Source organism: Acidovorax sp. GW821-FHT11A03 (genome assembly GCF_058809075.1).
Window position 1 is genome coordinate 90,766 of record NZ_JBXASG010000013.1, and the last position, 14,523, is coordinate 105,288.

Annotated in this window: 11 protein-coding genes; 9 read left to right on the plus strand and 2 right to left on the minus strand. The window is 66.4% G+C overall.

The window, feature by feature from the left end:
* The first annotated feature begins 405 nt into the window (after window positions 1–405).
* Together AC1RVY_RS26135 and AC1RVY_RS26140 are read left to right on the plus strand one after the other, a co-directional pair.
* Window positions 406–864 carry an Lrp/AsnC family transcriptional regulator gene (locus tag AC1RVY_RS26135; protein ID WP_218338721.1) on the plus strand — a complete coding sequence of 153 codons (459 nt, stop codon included), beginning with the start codon at window positions 406–408 and terminating at the stop codon, window positions 862–864.
* Window positions 865–1,164: 300 nt separating this feature from the next.
* Window positions 1,165–2,103 carry a LysR family transcriptional regulator gene (locus AC1RVY_RS26140; RefSeq protein WP_255590818.1) on the plus strand — a complete coding sequence of 313 codons (939 nt, stop codon included), beginning with the start codon at window positions 1,165–1,167 and terminating at the stop codon, window positions 2,101–2,103.
* A gap of 146 nt (window positions 2,104–2,249) precedes the next feature.
* Here the strand turns inward: AC1RVY_RS26140 and AC1RVY_RS26145 are convergent, their stop codons facing one another.
* The gene (locus tag AC1RVY_RS26145; protein WP_492809046.1) at window positions 2,250–2,393 is read right to left on the minus strand and encodes a hypothetical protein; all 144 of its coding nucleotides are present in this window, start codon (window positions 2,391–2,393) and stop codon (window positions 2,250–2,252) included.
* 45 nt (window positions 2,394–2,438) lie between these two features.
* Between AC1RVY_RS26145 and AC1RVY_RS26150 the strand changes: the two genes are divergently transcribed.
* From AC1RVY_RS26150 to AC1RVY_RS26180, 7 genes are all read left to right on the plus strand, one after another.
* On the plus strand, window positions 2,439–3,239 hold the full coding sequence (locus tag AC1RVY_RS26150; RefSeq protein WP_492809071.1) for a putative hydro-lyase: 801 nt from the start codon (window positions 2,439–2,441) through the stop codon (window positions 3,237–3,239).
* A gap of 15 nt (window positions 3,240–3,254) precedes the next feature.
* Window positions 3,255–4,223: a TRAP transporter substrate-binding protein gene (locus AC1RVY_RS26155; RefSeq protein ID WP_218338719.1), complete on the plus strand. Its 969-nt coding sequence runs from the start codon at window positions 3,255–3,257 to the stop codon at window positions 4,221–4,223.
* 67 nt (window positions 4,224–4,290) lie between these two features.
* Window positions 4,291–4,839 (plus strand): TRAP transporter small permease subunit, encoded by a 549-nt coding sequence (locus AC1RVY_RS26160; RefSeq protein WP_492809073.1) that lies wholly within the window; start codon window positions 4,291–4,293, stop codon window positions 4,837–4,839.
* An 11-nt stretch (window positions 4,840–4,850) separates the two neighbouring features.
* Window positions 4,851–6,161: a TRAP transporter large permease gene (locus AC1RVY_RS26165; RefSeq protein WP_218295215.1), complete on the plus strand. Its 1,311-nt coding sequence runs from the start codon at window positions 4,851–4,853 to the stop codon at window positions 6,159–6,161.
* 82 nt (window positions 6,162–6,243) lie between these two features.
* Complete coding sequence (locus tag AC1RVY_RS26170; protein WP_218295214.1) at window positions 6,244–7,206, plus strand: TRAP transporter substrate-binding protein; 963 nt, start codon at window positions 6,244–6,246, stop codon at window positions 7,204–7,206.
* Between the two features lie 18 nt (window positions 7,207–7,224).
* On the plus strand, window positions 7,225–10,887 hold the full coding sequence (locus tag AC1RVY_RS26175; protein ID WP_492809049.1) for a hydantoinase B/oxoprolinase family protein: 3,663 nt from the start codon (window positions 7,225–7,227) through the stop codon (window positions 10,885–10,887).
* 101 nt (window positions 10,888–10,988) lie between these two features.
* Window positions 10,989–12,650, plus strand: coding sequence for a methyl-accepting chemotaxis protein (locus tag AC1RVY_RS26180; RefSeq protein WP_492809051.1), 1,662 nt, complete (start codon window positions 10,989–10,991; stop codon window positions 12,648–12,650).
* A gap of 70 nt (window positions 12,651–12,720) precedes the next feature.
* Here the strand turns inward: AC1RVY_RS26180 and AC1RVY_RS26185 are convergent, their stop codons facing one another.
* Window positions 12,721–14,421 carry an electron transfer flavoprotein-ubiquinone oxidoreductase gene (locus AC1RVY_RS26185; RefSeq protein ID WP_218295211.1) on the minus strand — a complete coding sequence of 567 codons (1,701 nt, stop codon included), beginning with the start codon at window positions 14,419–14,421 and terminating at the stop codon, window positions 12,721–12,723.
* Between the last annotated feature and the right edge of the window lie 102 nt (window positions 14,422–14,523).

Sequence of the window (14,523 nt, forward strand, 5' to 3'; positions counted from 1 at the left end):
CACCAGCGGAAAGGGTGCTGGCAGCATGGGTTGGCGGTCCTGAAAATTATGGCGCTGCAGCATGGCCCCGGGCATCGGGGTTTGTGCTGGTAAGCGTGCTTATTAACGCGCTGGAAGGAGGCAATCGTCGCCGGGGCGACAAAGGCAGGCTGCTGGCCTGGGCCAGGCAAGGGGGAGGGGGGGAGGGGCAGCCGGGCGGCCGCGAAGGTAGGTGCTTGCTTGTCAAGCGCCCCGGTCTGGCGGTAACCATTCCGGGGCCCTGTCAGTTTGTGCGCTCCGGTAAGAGCGCCTTGATGTCCAAAGTATGCGCTGCGAGGCGCAGCAGTTCTTTCCATGTTTCGCTTGAATTTTCAAATTTGCAGAAAAATTTGCTGCATATGGTGATATTCATGAATAATTGTGGCCATGGATCGTCTTGACAGAAAAATTCTCGCTGTGCTTCAGGGAAACGCCCGTGCCAGCCTGCAGGAGATCGGCCAGGCGGTGGGCCTGAGCGCTTCGCCGTGCTGGGGCCGCATCAAGAAGATGGAAGAGGCCGGTGTCATCCAGGGCTACACCGTGCGCATCAACCCGCAGTCGCTGGACCTGGCGGACACGGTGCTCGTGCAGGTCACGCTGGACAGCCATTCGGACAACACGCTTGAAAAGTTTGGCGAAACGCTGGCCAGCATTCCCGAGGTGATCGAGGCGCATCTGGTCTCCGGCGACTATGACTATCTGCTGCGCATCGTGGTCAAGGACACGCGCGACTACGAGCGCCTGCTGCGCGAGAAGCTCTACAAGATCAAGGGCATACGCCACAGCCGCTCGAGCTTCGTGCTGCGCACGCTCAAGAAGGCAGACCTGCCACTGTTTGCGGGCTGATTCGCCTCAGCGTGGCGCTGCAGTGCAGAGGGAGGGGTTCGGACATCGATGGTCCTGATCCGTGTCGTCCATGCACTGCGCTGGCGGCGCGCACGGCGCGCCATGCCCTGGGTCACCAGGCGTTGCGCCGTGGCCTCTTTTTTCCTGCCGGCAAAAAGTGCTGTGGAGTCGGCCGTTGCAGAATGGCGCCGTTTTTGCACCGGACGGCATGACGCCACCCAGCCTGGCGCGCTCCTGCGCACCAAGGCGGTGCGCGCGCCCCGTCAGCCATTCGTCAGTGATGCCCTGGGACCCCTCGCCATGAACCTGCGTTTCGTCGAAGCCTTCTACTGGGTGGCCTCCCTCAAAAGTGTCACGCGCGCCGCGGAAAAGCTGTTTCTCACGCAGTCGGCCATGTCCAGCCGCATCGCCGCGCTGGAGGAGGAGCTGGGTGTGTTGCTGCTGGACCGGCGCGACAAGCACTTCAAGCTCACCGTGGCCGGCACACGGTTTCTGACCTACGCCAAGCGCATGCTGGAGCTGCAGCGCCAGCTCAAGACCGAGATGGGATCGGGCGGGCCGCTGGAGGTGTCGATCCGGCTGGGCGCCATCGAATCGGTGCTGCACTCCTGGCTCATTCCATGGGTGGAGCAGCTGCGCAAGGACAACCCCTTGCTGGAGCTCGAGCTCACGGTCGAGTCCACGCCCGTGCTGCTCGATCAGATCCGGCGGGGCTCGCTCGACGTCGTGTTCGCGGCGCTGCCTGCATCGGCCGACGGCATGCGCAGCCAGGCGGTGACGCCCATGGAGATGGTGTTCGTGGGCAACGGCAATATCCACCGCAAGCGCCGCTATGTGCTCGATGATTTTGCCGACACGGACATCCTCACCTTCCAGCGCGGCTCGCAGCCGCACGTGTACCTGCTCGACACCTTTCGCAATGCGCAGGTGGAGCCGCGCCGCGTGCACACGGTGTCGTCCATTTCGGCGATGGTGCAGCTGGTGCAGGGCGGCTTCGGCGTGGCCACGCTGCCGCGCCTGGCGGTGGAACGCATGCTGGCGTTCCCAGACCTGCGCGCCCTGGCGTGCGACACCGTGCTCAAGCCCCTGCCCATCCACGTGAGCTACCGCGAGGATCCTTCCTCGCCCGCGATGGAAGCCATCGTTCGCTCCTCGATCGACTTCATCGAGAACATCCAGCCGGGGCCCAAGGGGCCCACCCGCACTCCCCGCAAAAGAAGCAGCGCCCCGCGGTCCTGAGAGGCACAGGGCACCCGAGCACAGGCGTGCCACTTCACGGCCCAGGGCCATGCATCTGCGGATGCCGCAGTGCCTCGGTGTCGCCATCGCAACCGTCCCCGTGGCGGGCGCTCCACAACACCCTGGGGTTAACCCTGAAGCGGATATCAGGGTAATCCCTTGGCACCAACTTGGTTCTCCTTGCCCCAATGAAGTGCATCGAAAAAATCGATGACCTGAGCAAAATTTTTTGAATTTGCCAGCGCCTGCCACCCCCCAACACAATCCGCCCAACGCCAGACGAATGGCATTTCCCACGACAAGGAAACACGGTGGATTCAGTTCAAGAAAAAGCGCTGGCGGTTTTTGGGTCCGAGGGCATCGACGACCCCGTCCATGTGCGCAGCGTGATCCGGCGCGGCGGCTGGGCATCACACACCAGCGGCCTGGCCCATGGCCGGGTGCAGGGCAACCTGGTGATCCTGCCTGAAGTGCAGGCGGGCGACTTCCTGCGCTTTTGTCAGCGCAACCCCAAGCCCTGCCCGGTGCTGGCGGTGAGCGAGCCCGGCCAGTTCGCGCTGCCCACGCTCGGGGGCGGCATCGACATCCGCAGCGACGTGCCGCAGTACCGCGTCTGGCGCCACGGCGAGCTCACGCAGGAGGTCTCAGACATCGCCGACCTGTGGCGCCCCGACCTCGTGACCTTCATCCTCGGCTGCTCGTTCTCGTTCGAGTCCGCGCTGCAGGAGTCCGGCATCAGCCTGCGCCACATCAACGAAGGCAAGAACGTGGCGATGTACCGCACGAACATTGCCACGCAGCCGGCAGGGCCCTTCGGGGGCGCCATGGTGGTCTCCATGCGGCCCATGCCTGCGGCCGACGTGATCCGTGCGGTGCAGGTCACATCGCGCTTTCCCAACGTGCATGGCGCGCCGGTGCACATCGGCGACCCTGCGCTCATCGGCATTGCGGACATCGCAGAACCCGACTACGGCGACGCCGTGCCGCTGATGCCCGGCGAGATTCCTGTCTTCTGGGCCTGCGGCGTCACGCCACAGTCCGCCATCCTGAACGCCCAGCCCGCGTTCTGCATCACCCATTCCCCAGGGTGCATGTTGGTCACCGACCTTCTCAATCACCACCTCGCCAGCTTTTAACCAAGGAGTTTCCCCATGAAGAAAATGATGTTCGGCCTGTGCGCCGCGGCCGCCGCATGCCTGGCCCATGCCGAGACCAGGTGGGACCTGCCCTCGGGCTATGCCGTCAACACCTTCCAGGTGCAGAACCTGCAGCAGTTCGTGCAGGACGTGGGCAAGGCCAGCGGCGGCAAGCTCAAGATCACGGTGCACCCCAACGCATCGCTGTTCAAGGCCAATGAAATCAAGCGCACCGTGCAGTCCGGGCAGGTGGCGATCGGCGAGTTCATCCTTTCCGGCGCTGCCAACGAGGCGGCGGTCTACGGTGTGGACTCCATTCCGTTCCTTGCCACGAGCTATGCGGACTCCAAGCGCCTGGACCAGGCCTCGCGCCCGCTGCTGGTCAAGACGCTGGGGGCCCAGGGCATGAAGCTGCTCTACACCGTGCCATGGCCGGCGCAGAGCCTGTATTCGGTGAAGCCTGTCACGGCCCTCAAGGACCTCAAGGGCACCAAGATGCGGGCCTACAACCCGGCCACGTCGGTCATCGCCAACCTCATCGGCGCGCAGCCGGTGACGATCCAGCTGGCCGAGCTGTCGGCGGCGCTGGCCACGGGCACCGTGGACAACTTCCTCACCTCCAGCGCCAGCGGCGTGGACAGCAAGCTCTACGAAAGCGTGAAGTACTTCTACGGCGTGGCGGCCTGGCTGCCGCGCAATGCCGTGGTGGTGAACCAGAAGGCCTTCGACAGCCTGGACAAGGCCACCCAGGACGCGGTGCTGGCGCAGGCCGCGATTGCCGAGCAGCGCGGCTGGGCGCTGAGCGAGCAAAAGGACCAGGAGTACCTCAAGGAACTGGCCGCCAAGGGCATGCAGGTGGACGTGAGCGCCGAGAACCTCAAGAAGGAGCTCAAGACCGTGGGTGAGCGCATGACGGCCGACTGGATCAAGACCGCGGGCGATGACGGCAAGGCTGTCATCGATGCCTACAACGGCAAGAAGTGAGCAGGCCGCCATGTCCCTCATGCCTCCTACATCGGCCATTGCGGGCGATGCTCCCCCGGCCCTGGCCATGCCGCCGCACGTGCTGCGGCGCGCGCTGGACGGCGCGTACCTGGCCGCCGGCGCCGTCGGGGCTGCCTGCATCGCCATCATCTGCGTGCTGATGGTGGTCCAGTCGCTCGGGCGCCAGTTCGGCTTTCCGACCGGCGCCATCAACGATGTGGTGGCCTGGCTGTGTGCCGCAGCGGCCTTCCTGACCATGGCCCATGCCTTCAAGCACGGCGATTTCGTGCGCGTGACGCTGGTGCTGGAGAAACTGTCTCCCGCCACGCGCCGCAAGTACGAGGTGGCCTGCCTGACCGTCGCGGCCGTGGCCATCGGCTACCTCACCTGGTGGGCCTGTGTCTTCACCTACGAAAGCTGGCAGTTCAAGGAACTGGCCCAGGGCCTGTGGGCGATTCCCATCTGGATTCCGCAGATGAGCTTTGCGCTGGGCTCCGTGCTCTTTCTCGTCGCCGTGGTCGATGAGTGGTGGATCGTGGTGCAGGGCGGCGTGCCTACCTTTGTGCGGCTGGTGGAAGAGCGCCACGCCAAGGGCGACTTTTCTTCGGATCTTTAAGGAGCATCCCCATGGACATTCTTTCCATCGGCGCCTTCCTGCTGCTGCTCATGCTGCTCATGCTGTCCGGCGGTGTCTGGATCGCCATGACGCTGGCCATCTGCGGCTGGGTCGGCCAGGCCTTCTTCACCAGCAGCCAGCCCGGGCTGAACCTCTTTTCGGCCTTCTGGGAGAGCAACGCGAGCTGGGAGCTGGCGGCGCTTCCCCTGTTCATCTGGATGGGGGAGATCCTGTTTCGCACCCGGCTGAGCGAGGACATGTTCAGCGGCCTCGCCCCCTGGCTGAGCCGTGTGCCCGGCCGGCTGTTCCACACCACCATCCTGGGCTGCGGCATCTTCGGCTCGGTGTCGGGTTCGTCGGCGGCCACCTGCGCCACCATCGCCAAGGTCTCGCTGCCTGCGCTCAAGAAGCGCGGTTACAACGAGAGCATCGCGATCGGTTCGCTGGCCACGGCAGGCACGCTCGGTATCCTGATTCCGCCGTCCATCACCATGGTGGTGTACGCCGTGGCGGCCGATGCCTCCATCATCCGCATCTTCCTGGCGGGCTTCTTGCCCGGCTTGCTGCTGATGCTGCTGTTCTCGGGCTACATCGCCTGGTGGTCCGTGCGCAACAAGCAGCTCATGCCTGCCGACGAGCCGCCCACCACCTTCCGCGAAAAGCTGTATCTGTCGCGCAACCTGATTCCCTGTGCGCTGCTGATCGTGTTCATCTGCTGGTCCCTGGTGGCCGGCTGGGCGACGGCCACCGAGTGCGCGGCCTACGGTGTGGTGGGTGCCCTGGCACTGGCCGCATGGTGCAGGGCGCTGACCTGGCAGAACTTCAAGGAAGGCCTGGCGGGCTCGGCGCGCACCAGCTGCATGATCATGTTCATCCTGGCGGGCGCCGCGTTCCTCACCAAGACCATGGCCTTTACCGGCATACCGCGCGAGCTGGCCGAATGGGTCGATTCGATGCACCTGTCGCCCTACGCGCTGATCGCCTGCCTGGTGGGCGTGTACCTGGTGCTGGGCACCGCGCTCGACGGCATCAGCATGATCGTGCTGACCGCTGCGGTCGTGATGCCCATGGTCGAGAAGGCCGGGTTCGATCTCATCTGGTTCGGCATCTTCGTGATCCTGCTGGTCGAGATCGCCGAGGTCACGCCGCCCGTCGGTTTCAACCTCTTCGTGCTGCAGAACATGACCGGCAAGGACAGCAACCTGATCGCCAAGGCGGCCATACCGTTCTTCCTGTGTCTGGTGGTGTGCATCGGCCTGATCACGGTCTTCCCGCAGATCGTCACCATCGTCCCTGACCTCGTGATGGGCCAGCCGAAGTAGCAACCGCGGCCTGCGTCGGCCCGTTTTCCCCTGTGTCTGCCGGCCCCCGCGCCGGCCCCTCATCCCCCAACAGGAGCTTGCCATGAAGATGGTCTTGCTGGCCGCGCTCGCCGTGGCCCCGGCGCTGCACGCCCAGACACAGTGGAAGCTGGCCACCGGCTACCGGGTGGAGTCGTTCCACACGCGCAACATCGTCCAGTTTGCGCAGGATGTGGAGCGCGCATCCTCAGGCGCCCTGCGCATCGAGGTGCACGCCAACAACACGCTGGCCAGGCTGGCGGACATTCCGGCCGCAGTGCAGGGCGGCAAGGCCCAGGCGGGCGAGACCATCATGACCAGCCTGGTGGCAGACATGCCCATCGCCGGGGCCGATGCCGTGCCCTTCGTGGTGCACAGCTATGCCGATGCGCGCCGCCTGTGGGACCTGCAGCGGCCTTTGATCGACACGCACCTTGCGGCCAAGGGCATCAAGGCGCTGTACGCCGTGCCCTGGCCGCCGCAGGGGCTCCTGAGCGTTGCACCCGTGCGCTCATCGGCCGATTTCAAGGGCACCCGCATGCGCACGTACAACCCCGCCACGGTGCGCATCGCGCAAATGCTGGGCGCCACGCCGGTGGATGTGCCCATGGTCGACGTCAACAAGGCGCTGTCGGCGGGCAAGCTCGACTCCATGATCACCTCGGCCCTGACCGGGGTGGAAAACCAGGTCTGGGGCCAGATCCGGCAGTACTACGGCATCAACGCCTGGTTTCCCAAGAACATCGTTTTTGTCAACCAGCAGGCCTTCGATGCGCTGCCCGCCAGCGTGCGCGAGGCGGTGGTCCAGGCCGCCGCGCAGGCCGAGGCGCGCGGCTGGGCCCTGAGCGCGGCGGTGGCCGAAGAGTCGGTGGCCGAACTTCAGCGCAGGGGCATCAAGGTGGACCGCGCCCCTGCCGAGTTGGACTCCGAACTCCGGCGCCTGGGAGAACGCTTCTCCCGCGAGTGGGTGCAGTCCGTCGGCAATGAGGCCAACAAGATTTTCATTCCGTACTACTTTCAACGTTAACCAGTGAGTCTCATCACCATGCAAGTTCCCTCTACAGTGACCACCGCACCGGCTGGCAACCGCTGGCAGTTCTGGATCGACCGGGGCGGCACTTTCACCGACATCGTGGCCAAGCGGCCCGATGGGTCGCTCACCACCCACAAGCTGCTGTCCGAAAACCCCGAGCAGTACAAGGACGCGGCGGTGGCGGGCATACGGCACCTGCTGGGGCTGAAACCCGGCGAGCCGGTCACGCCAGCGCAAGTGGAGTGCGTGAAGATGGGCACCACGGTGGCCACCAACGCGCTGCTGGAGCGCAAGGGCGAGCCCACGCTGCTGGTCACCACGCGCGGCTTTCGCGACGCGCTGCGCATCGCGTACCAGAACCGCCCACGCCTCTTCGACCGCCACATCCAGCTGCCCGAGCTGCTGTACAGCGACGTGATCGAGGCCCGCGAGCGCATGGGCGCCCGGGGGGACGTGCTGCAGCTGCTGGATGAAGCCACGCTCCGGGGCGACCTGCTGGCCGCCTATGGGCGCGGCCTGCGCAGCGTGGCCATCGTGTTCATGCACGGCTACCGCTACGCGCAGCACGAAAAGGCGGCGCAGCGCATCGCCCTGTCGGTGGGGTTCACGCAGATCAGCACATCGCACGAAACCAGCCCCATGATGAAGTTCGTGAGCCGGGGCGACACCACGGTGGTGGATGCATACCTCTCGCCCATCCTGCGCCGCTACGTGGACCAGGTGGCCAGCGAGATGCCGGGCGTCAAGCTGTTCTTCATGCAGTCGTCGGGCGGCCTGACCGATGCGGGCACCTTCCAGGGCAAGGACGCCATCCTGTCGGGCCCCGCGGGCGGCATCGTGGGCATGGCGCGCACGGCGGGCCTGGCGGGGCACGAGAAGGTCATCGGCTTCGACATGGGCGGCACGTCCACCGACGTGAGCCACTACGCCGGTGCGTTCGAGCGCGAGTTCGAGACTCATGTGGCGGGTGTACGCATGCGCGCGCCCATGATGAGCATCCACACGGTGGCGGCCGGCGGCGGCTCGGTGCTGGCGTACGACGGCTCGCGGTTCCGCGTGGGCCCGGAGAGCGCGGGCGCCAACCCCGGCCCCGTCAGCTACCGCCGGGGTGGCCCGCTGGCCGTGACGGACGCGAACGTGATGGTCGGCAAGGTGCAGCCACGCTACTTCCCCAGCGTGTTCGGCCCGGCCGCCAATGAGACGCTGGACGCCGACGCGGTGCGCGCACGGTTTCAGGACATCGCCACGCAGACCCGGCGCAAGCCCGAGGAAGTGGCCGAAGGCTTCATCCAGATCGCCGTGCAGCAGATGGCCAACGCGATCAAGAAGATCAGCGTGGCGCGCGGCTACGACGTCACGCGCTACACGCTGCAGTGCTTTGGCGGCGCGGGCGGCCAGCACGCCTGCCTGGTGGCCGACGCCCTGGGCATGACGCGGGTGTTCGTGCACCCGCTGGCGGGGGTGCTCAGCGCCTACGGCATGGGCCTGGCGGACCAGAACGTGATCCGCGAGCAGGCGGTGGAGATGCCGCTGGCCGCCGAGGTGCTGCCCCTGATCGCCGAGCGCCTGGACACGCTGGGCTCTGCCGCCCAGGCCGAGCTGGAGCGCCAGCAGGTCAGCGCCAACCCCGTGCAGGTGCGCCACAACGTGCATGTGCGCTACGAGGGCACCGACTCGGCGCTGATCGTGCCCTTCGGCGACATGGCGGCCATCCAGTCCGCCTTCGAAGCGGCGTACCGCCAGCGCTTTGCCTTCCTGATGGTGGGCAAGGGCCTGGTGGTGGAGGCCGTGTCGGTCGAGGCGGTGATCGCCGGCGATGCGCCCGCAGAGCCGCGCCTGCCGGTGCACGCCCACCGCAAGCACCCGCTGCGCGAGACGGTGAAGATGTATTCGGGCAGCGAGTGGCACGACGCAGCCCTGGTGGTGCGCGAGGACCTGCGCCCTGGCGACGTGGTCCCCGGCCCCGCCATCATTGCCGAGAAGAACACCACCACCGTGGTGGAGCCGGGCTGGTCGGCGCGCCTGACCGACCTGGACCACCTGGTGCTGGACCGCGTGACCGCGCGCAAGGTGCAGTACGCCGCCGGCACCACGGTGGACCCGGTGCTGCTGGAGGTGTTCAACAACCTGTTCATGAACATCGCCGAGCAGATGGGCCTGCAGCTGCAGAACACCGCGTACTCGGTGAACATCAAGGAGCGGCTGGACTTCAGCTGCGCGCTGTTCGATGCCACCGGCAACCTGATCGCCAACGCGCCGCACATGCCGGTGCACCTGGGTTCGATGGGCGAGAGCATCAAGACGGTGATCCGCGAGAACACCGGCAAGATGCACCCCGGCGATGTGTTCATGCTCAACGACCCCTACCATGGCGGCACCCATCTGCCCGATGTGACGGTGATCACGCCGGTGTACGTGGCCGAAGGCGCTGAGCCCACGTTCTACGTCGGCAGCCGGGGCCACCATGCGGACATCGGCGGCACCACGCCGGGATCGATGCCGCCGTTTTCCACGCGCATCGACGAAGAGGGCGTGCAGATCAACAACGTGAAGCTGGTGGACCGCGGCATCTTCCTGGAAGAGGAGGTGCGCACCCTGCTGGCCACGGGCGGCGGCACCACGGCGTACCCGAGCCGCAACCCAGAGCAGAACCTGGCCGACCTGCGCGCGCAGATCGCGGCCAACGAAAAGGGCGTGCAGGAGCTCGCGAAGATGGTGGAGCAGTTCGGCCTTCCCGTCGTGCAGGCCTACATGCGCCATGTGCAGGACAACGCCGAAGAATCGGTGCGCCGCGTGATCACGCAGCTCAATGACGGGCAGTTCACCCTGCCACTCGACAACGGCGCGCAGATCAGCGTATCGGTCAAGGTCAACGTGGCCGAGCGCAGCGCGGTGATCGACTTCGCGGGCACCAGCGCGCAGCAGACCAACAACTTCAACGCGCCGCGTGCAGTGTGCATGGCCGCGGTGCTGTACGTGTTCCGCACGCTGGTGGACGACGACATTCCGCTCAATGCCGGGTGCTTGAAGCCCTTGCAGGTCCTCATCCCGCAGGGCTCCATGCTCAACCCCAACCCGCCGGCCTCGGTGGTGGCGGGCAATGTGGAGACCTCCACCTGCATCACCAATGCGCTGTTCGGCGCCTTGGGCGTGATGGCGGGCAGCCAGCCCACCATGAACAACTTCACCTTTGGCAACGCGCAGTACCAGTACTACGAAACCATCGCCGGCGGCAGCGGCGCGGGCGCGGTGTTCGATGCCTCGGGCCGCACGGTGCGCGGGTTCGACGGCACCAGCGTGGTCCAGACCCACATGACCAACTCGCGCCTGACCGACCCCGAGGTGCTGGAGTTCCGCTTCCCGGTGGTGCTCGACAGCTACGAGATCCAGCGCGGGTCCGGCGGCGCCGGGCGCTGGGCCGGCGGCGATGGCGGCGTGCGGCGCGTGCGCTTTCTGCAGGCCATGACCGCCAGCATCCTGTCCAACGGCCGGCTCAATCCCGCCTTTGGCATGGCAGGCGGCCAGCCGGGCCGCGCCGGGTCCAACCGGGTGCTGCGCGCCAATGGTCAGGTTGAGGAACTGGGCCACATCGGCGCCGCGCTCATGGAGCCGGGCGATGTGTTCGAGATCTCCACGCCCGGCGGCGGCGGCTATGGGGAATGTGCGGCGCATTGAGCCGGGGCAGGAACGCAGCGGCCAGGGGCAGGCACGGCGCTTGCGTTCCTGCACGCCAGCCGCCCCCGTGGGGCGCATGTTGAACCAGGGAAGGGATTTTCATGAGCTATCTGCCTGCCACCACCGCGTCGGCATTGCCCGCCCAGGCAAGGGCTTCGCCACGGGCCCAGGCGTCGGCGCGCACCGCCGGCGGCGGCACCGCGGCGCCCCCCCGGCGGCGCAACCTGAGCGTGGGCCAGAAGCTCGCCACCAGCTTTGGCCTGCTGGGCTGCGCGGTGGCCCTGCTGGGTGCGATGACCTGGATGACAGGCGAGGGCACCCGCCGCCAGGCCGCTCTGCTTGCGGGTGAGCAGCTGCCCATCGAGCGCTCGGTGCGCGACTGGAAGACGCAGTCCGTCACCATCGGCCAGATCGCGCTGCGCGCCACGGTGTCGTCCGACGTTTTCCCCCTGGTGGCCGAGCTGCGCAAGCAGCTGGCGGATGAAGACGCCATGCGCGGGCGCATCGAGGCGGCGCTGGCCGGTGCTTCCACCGCCGAGCACACCAAGCCCCTGTGGGCGGCGGCCCAGGCGCAGCGCCAGCAATACGCGGCACTGCGCGACACGCTGGTGCAGAACGCCCTGGAGTCCAAGGTGATCAGCCAGAAGGAGCTGCAGGACCATGCCGCAGCGCTCACGCGCTACCTGCAGGCGATCGACCTGTTGCTCGATGCGTCGGAGCAGTCATCGCTGGCGGCGGCCGACACCATGGTCGCCGACGCATTGCGCGCGCAATGGATCAGCGCCATCGCCGTGCTGGTGGTGGTGGGCCTGTCGGGGTTGTTCGGGTGGCTGCTGCGGCGCTCCATCGTGCTGCCGCTGCGCCAGGCGTGCGAGGCCGCCGCGCAGGTGGCGAACGGCGATCTCACGGTGCACCTGGAGACCCGCCGCACGGACGAGATCGGGCAGTTGCTCACCGCGCTCAACGCCATGGTCGAGTCCTTGCACTATGTGGTGACCGAGGTGCGCGACGCGGGCGATTCCATCCACGTGGCCAGCTCCGAGGTGGCGGCGGGCAACACCGACCTGAGCGCGCGCACCGAGCATGCGGCCAGCAGCCTGCAGCAGACGGCGGCGAGCATTGCCCAGCTGGCGCAGATGGTGGCGGCCAATGCCGACAGCACCGGCCAGGCCCATGCGCTGGCGCGCAATGCCAAGGGGGTGGCCAGCAAAGGTGGCGAGGTGGTCGGCCAGGTGGTCACGACGATGGAAGAGATCAATGCCAGCAGCCAGAAGATCGCCGACATCGTGGGCATCATCGACGGCATCGCGTTCCAGACCAACATCCTGGCGTTGAACGCGGCGGTGGAGGCGGCCCGTGCCGGTGAGCAGGGCCGCGGATTCGCCGTGGTGGCCAGCGAGGTGCGGGGCCTGGCCGGGCGCAGCGCCAACGCGGCGCGCGAGATCAAGGCGCTGATCGCCGACAGCGTGGACAAGGTGAGCGACGGCGCGAGGCTGGTGGTGACCGCGGGCTCCACCATGGACGACATCGTCCGCAGCGTGGAGCGCGTGACCGCGCTGATGTCCGAGATCAACGAGGCCAGCACCGAACAGAGCACGCAGATCGGCCAGGTGAGCCAGGCGGTGGACCAGCTCGACCACATGACGCAGCAGAACGCCGCGCTGGTGGAAGAGGGCGCGGCGGCCGCGCAGAGCCTCCAGGACCAGGCGCACCGGCTGGCGCAGGCCATGGGGCAGTTCCAGCTCGTTCGTGCAGCGGTTTGAGTTTGGAAAATCCAATAAAAAAGGCCTGCAGCGCAGGCCCATCAAGCGTAAGGCGCTATGATTTTTATAGTTACATGCCCGAGTAGTTGGGGCCGCCGCCGCCCTCGGGCGTGACCCACACGATGTTCTGCGTCGGGTCCTTGATGTCGCAGGTCTTGCAGTGCACGCAGTTCTGCGCGTTGATCTGCAGGCGCTGCGCATCGCCGCCCTTGGCGGTGTCGGGCACGAACTCGTACACACCCGCCGGGCAGTAGCGGGCCTCGGGGCCGGCGTACTTGGCCAGGTTGATGTTGACCGGCACGCTCGCGTCCTTGAGCGTGAGGTGGGCCGGCTGGTTCTCTTCGTGGTTGGTGTTGCTGATGAACACGCTGGAGAGGCGGTCGAACGTGAGCTTGCCATCGGGCTTGGGGTAGACGATAGGCTTGCACTCTGCCGCGGGCTTCAGGTAGGCGTGGTCGGGCTTGTCGCGGTGCAGGGTCCAGGGGATGTGGCCGCGCAGCACGAACTGCTCGAAACCGTTCATCAGCGTGGCCGTGGTCAGGCCGTACTTGAACCAGTTCTTGAAGTTGCGGTCCTTGTTCAGCTCGGTGTAGAGCCAGCTGGCCTCGAATGCCTCGGGGTAGGCCTTGAGTTCGTCGTGCTGGCGGCCGGCCACGATGGCGTCGTAGGCTGCCTCCGCGGCCAGCATGCCGGTCTTGATGGCGGCGTGGCTGCCCTTGATGCGGCCCACGTTCAGGTAGCCCGCGTTGCAGCCCACGAGCGCGCCGCCCGGGAAGATGGTCTTGGGCAGGGCGTTGATGCCGCTGGCGTTGATGGCGCGCGCGCCATACGACAGGCGCTTGGCGGTGATCTCGCCCTTGTCGTTCTCGAAGTAGTAGCGGACGTTCGGGTGCGTCTTCCAGCGCTGGAATTCCTCGAACGGGCTGAGGTAGGGGTTCTGGTAGCCCAGGCCGGTCACGAAACCGAGCGCGACCTTGTTGTCGTCCAGGTGGTACAGGAACGCGCCGCCGTAGGTATCGTTCTCCATGGGCCAGCCGGCGGTGTGCATCACGAAGCCGGGCTGGTGCTTCTTGGGGTCGATCTCCCACAGCTCCTTCACGCCGATGCCGAAGCTTTGCGGGTCGCGGTCTGCGTCCAGCTTGTAGCGCGCGATCAGCTGGCGGCCCAGGTGGCCGCGTGCGCCTTCGGCGAACACGGTGTACTTGCCCAGCAGTTCCATGCCCAGCTGGAAGTTCTCGGTGGGCTCGCCGTCCTTGCCGACACCCATGTTGCCGGTGGCCACGCCCTTGACGGAACCGTTGTCGTTGTAGAGCACCTCGGCGGCTGCGAAGCCGGGGAAGATCTCCACGCCCAGCGCCTCGGCCTGCTCGGCCATCCACTTGGTCACGTCGCCCAGGCGAACGATGTAGTTACCGTGGTTCTGCGCGAACGGCGGCAGGAAGACGTTGGGGACACGAAAGCCCGACTTTTCCGACAGGAAGATGTAGGCGTCATCGGTCACCGGCTGGTTCAGCGGGGCGCCGCGCTTTTTCCAGTCGGGAATCAGCTCGGAGAGCGCCTTGGGGTCCATGATGGCGCCCGAGAGGATGTGCGCGCCGGGCTCGGAGCCTTTTTCCAGCACCACCACCGAGACATCCTGGCCTTTTTCAGCGGCCAACTGCTTCAGGCGGATCGCGGTGGCCAGGCCGCCGGGGCCGCCGCCAACGACCACCACGTCGTATTCCATCGATTCACGGGGACCATACTGGGCGATGATTTCTTCGTTTGTCATGGGCTTCTCGTCGGGCGTTTGATAATGGGCTATTTTCTACAGAGCAGGGTGCAATGCCCTGTCTGGCTGGCGACTGATTGTATTCACGGAATAGAGACAATC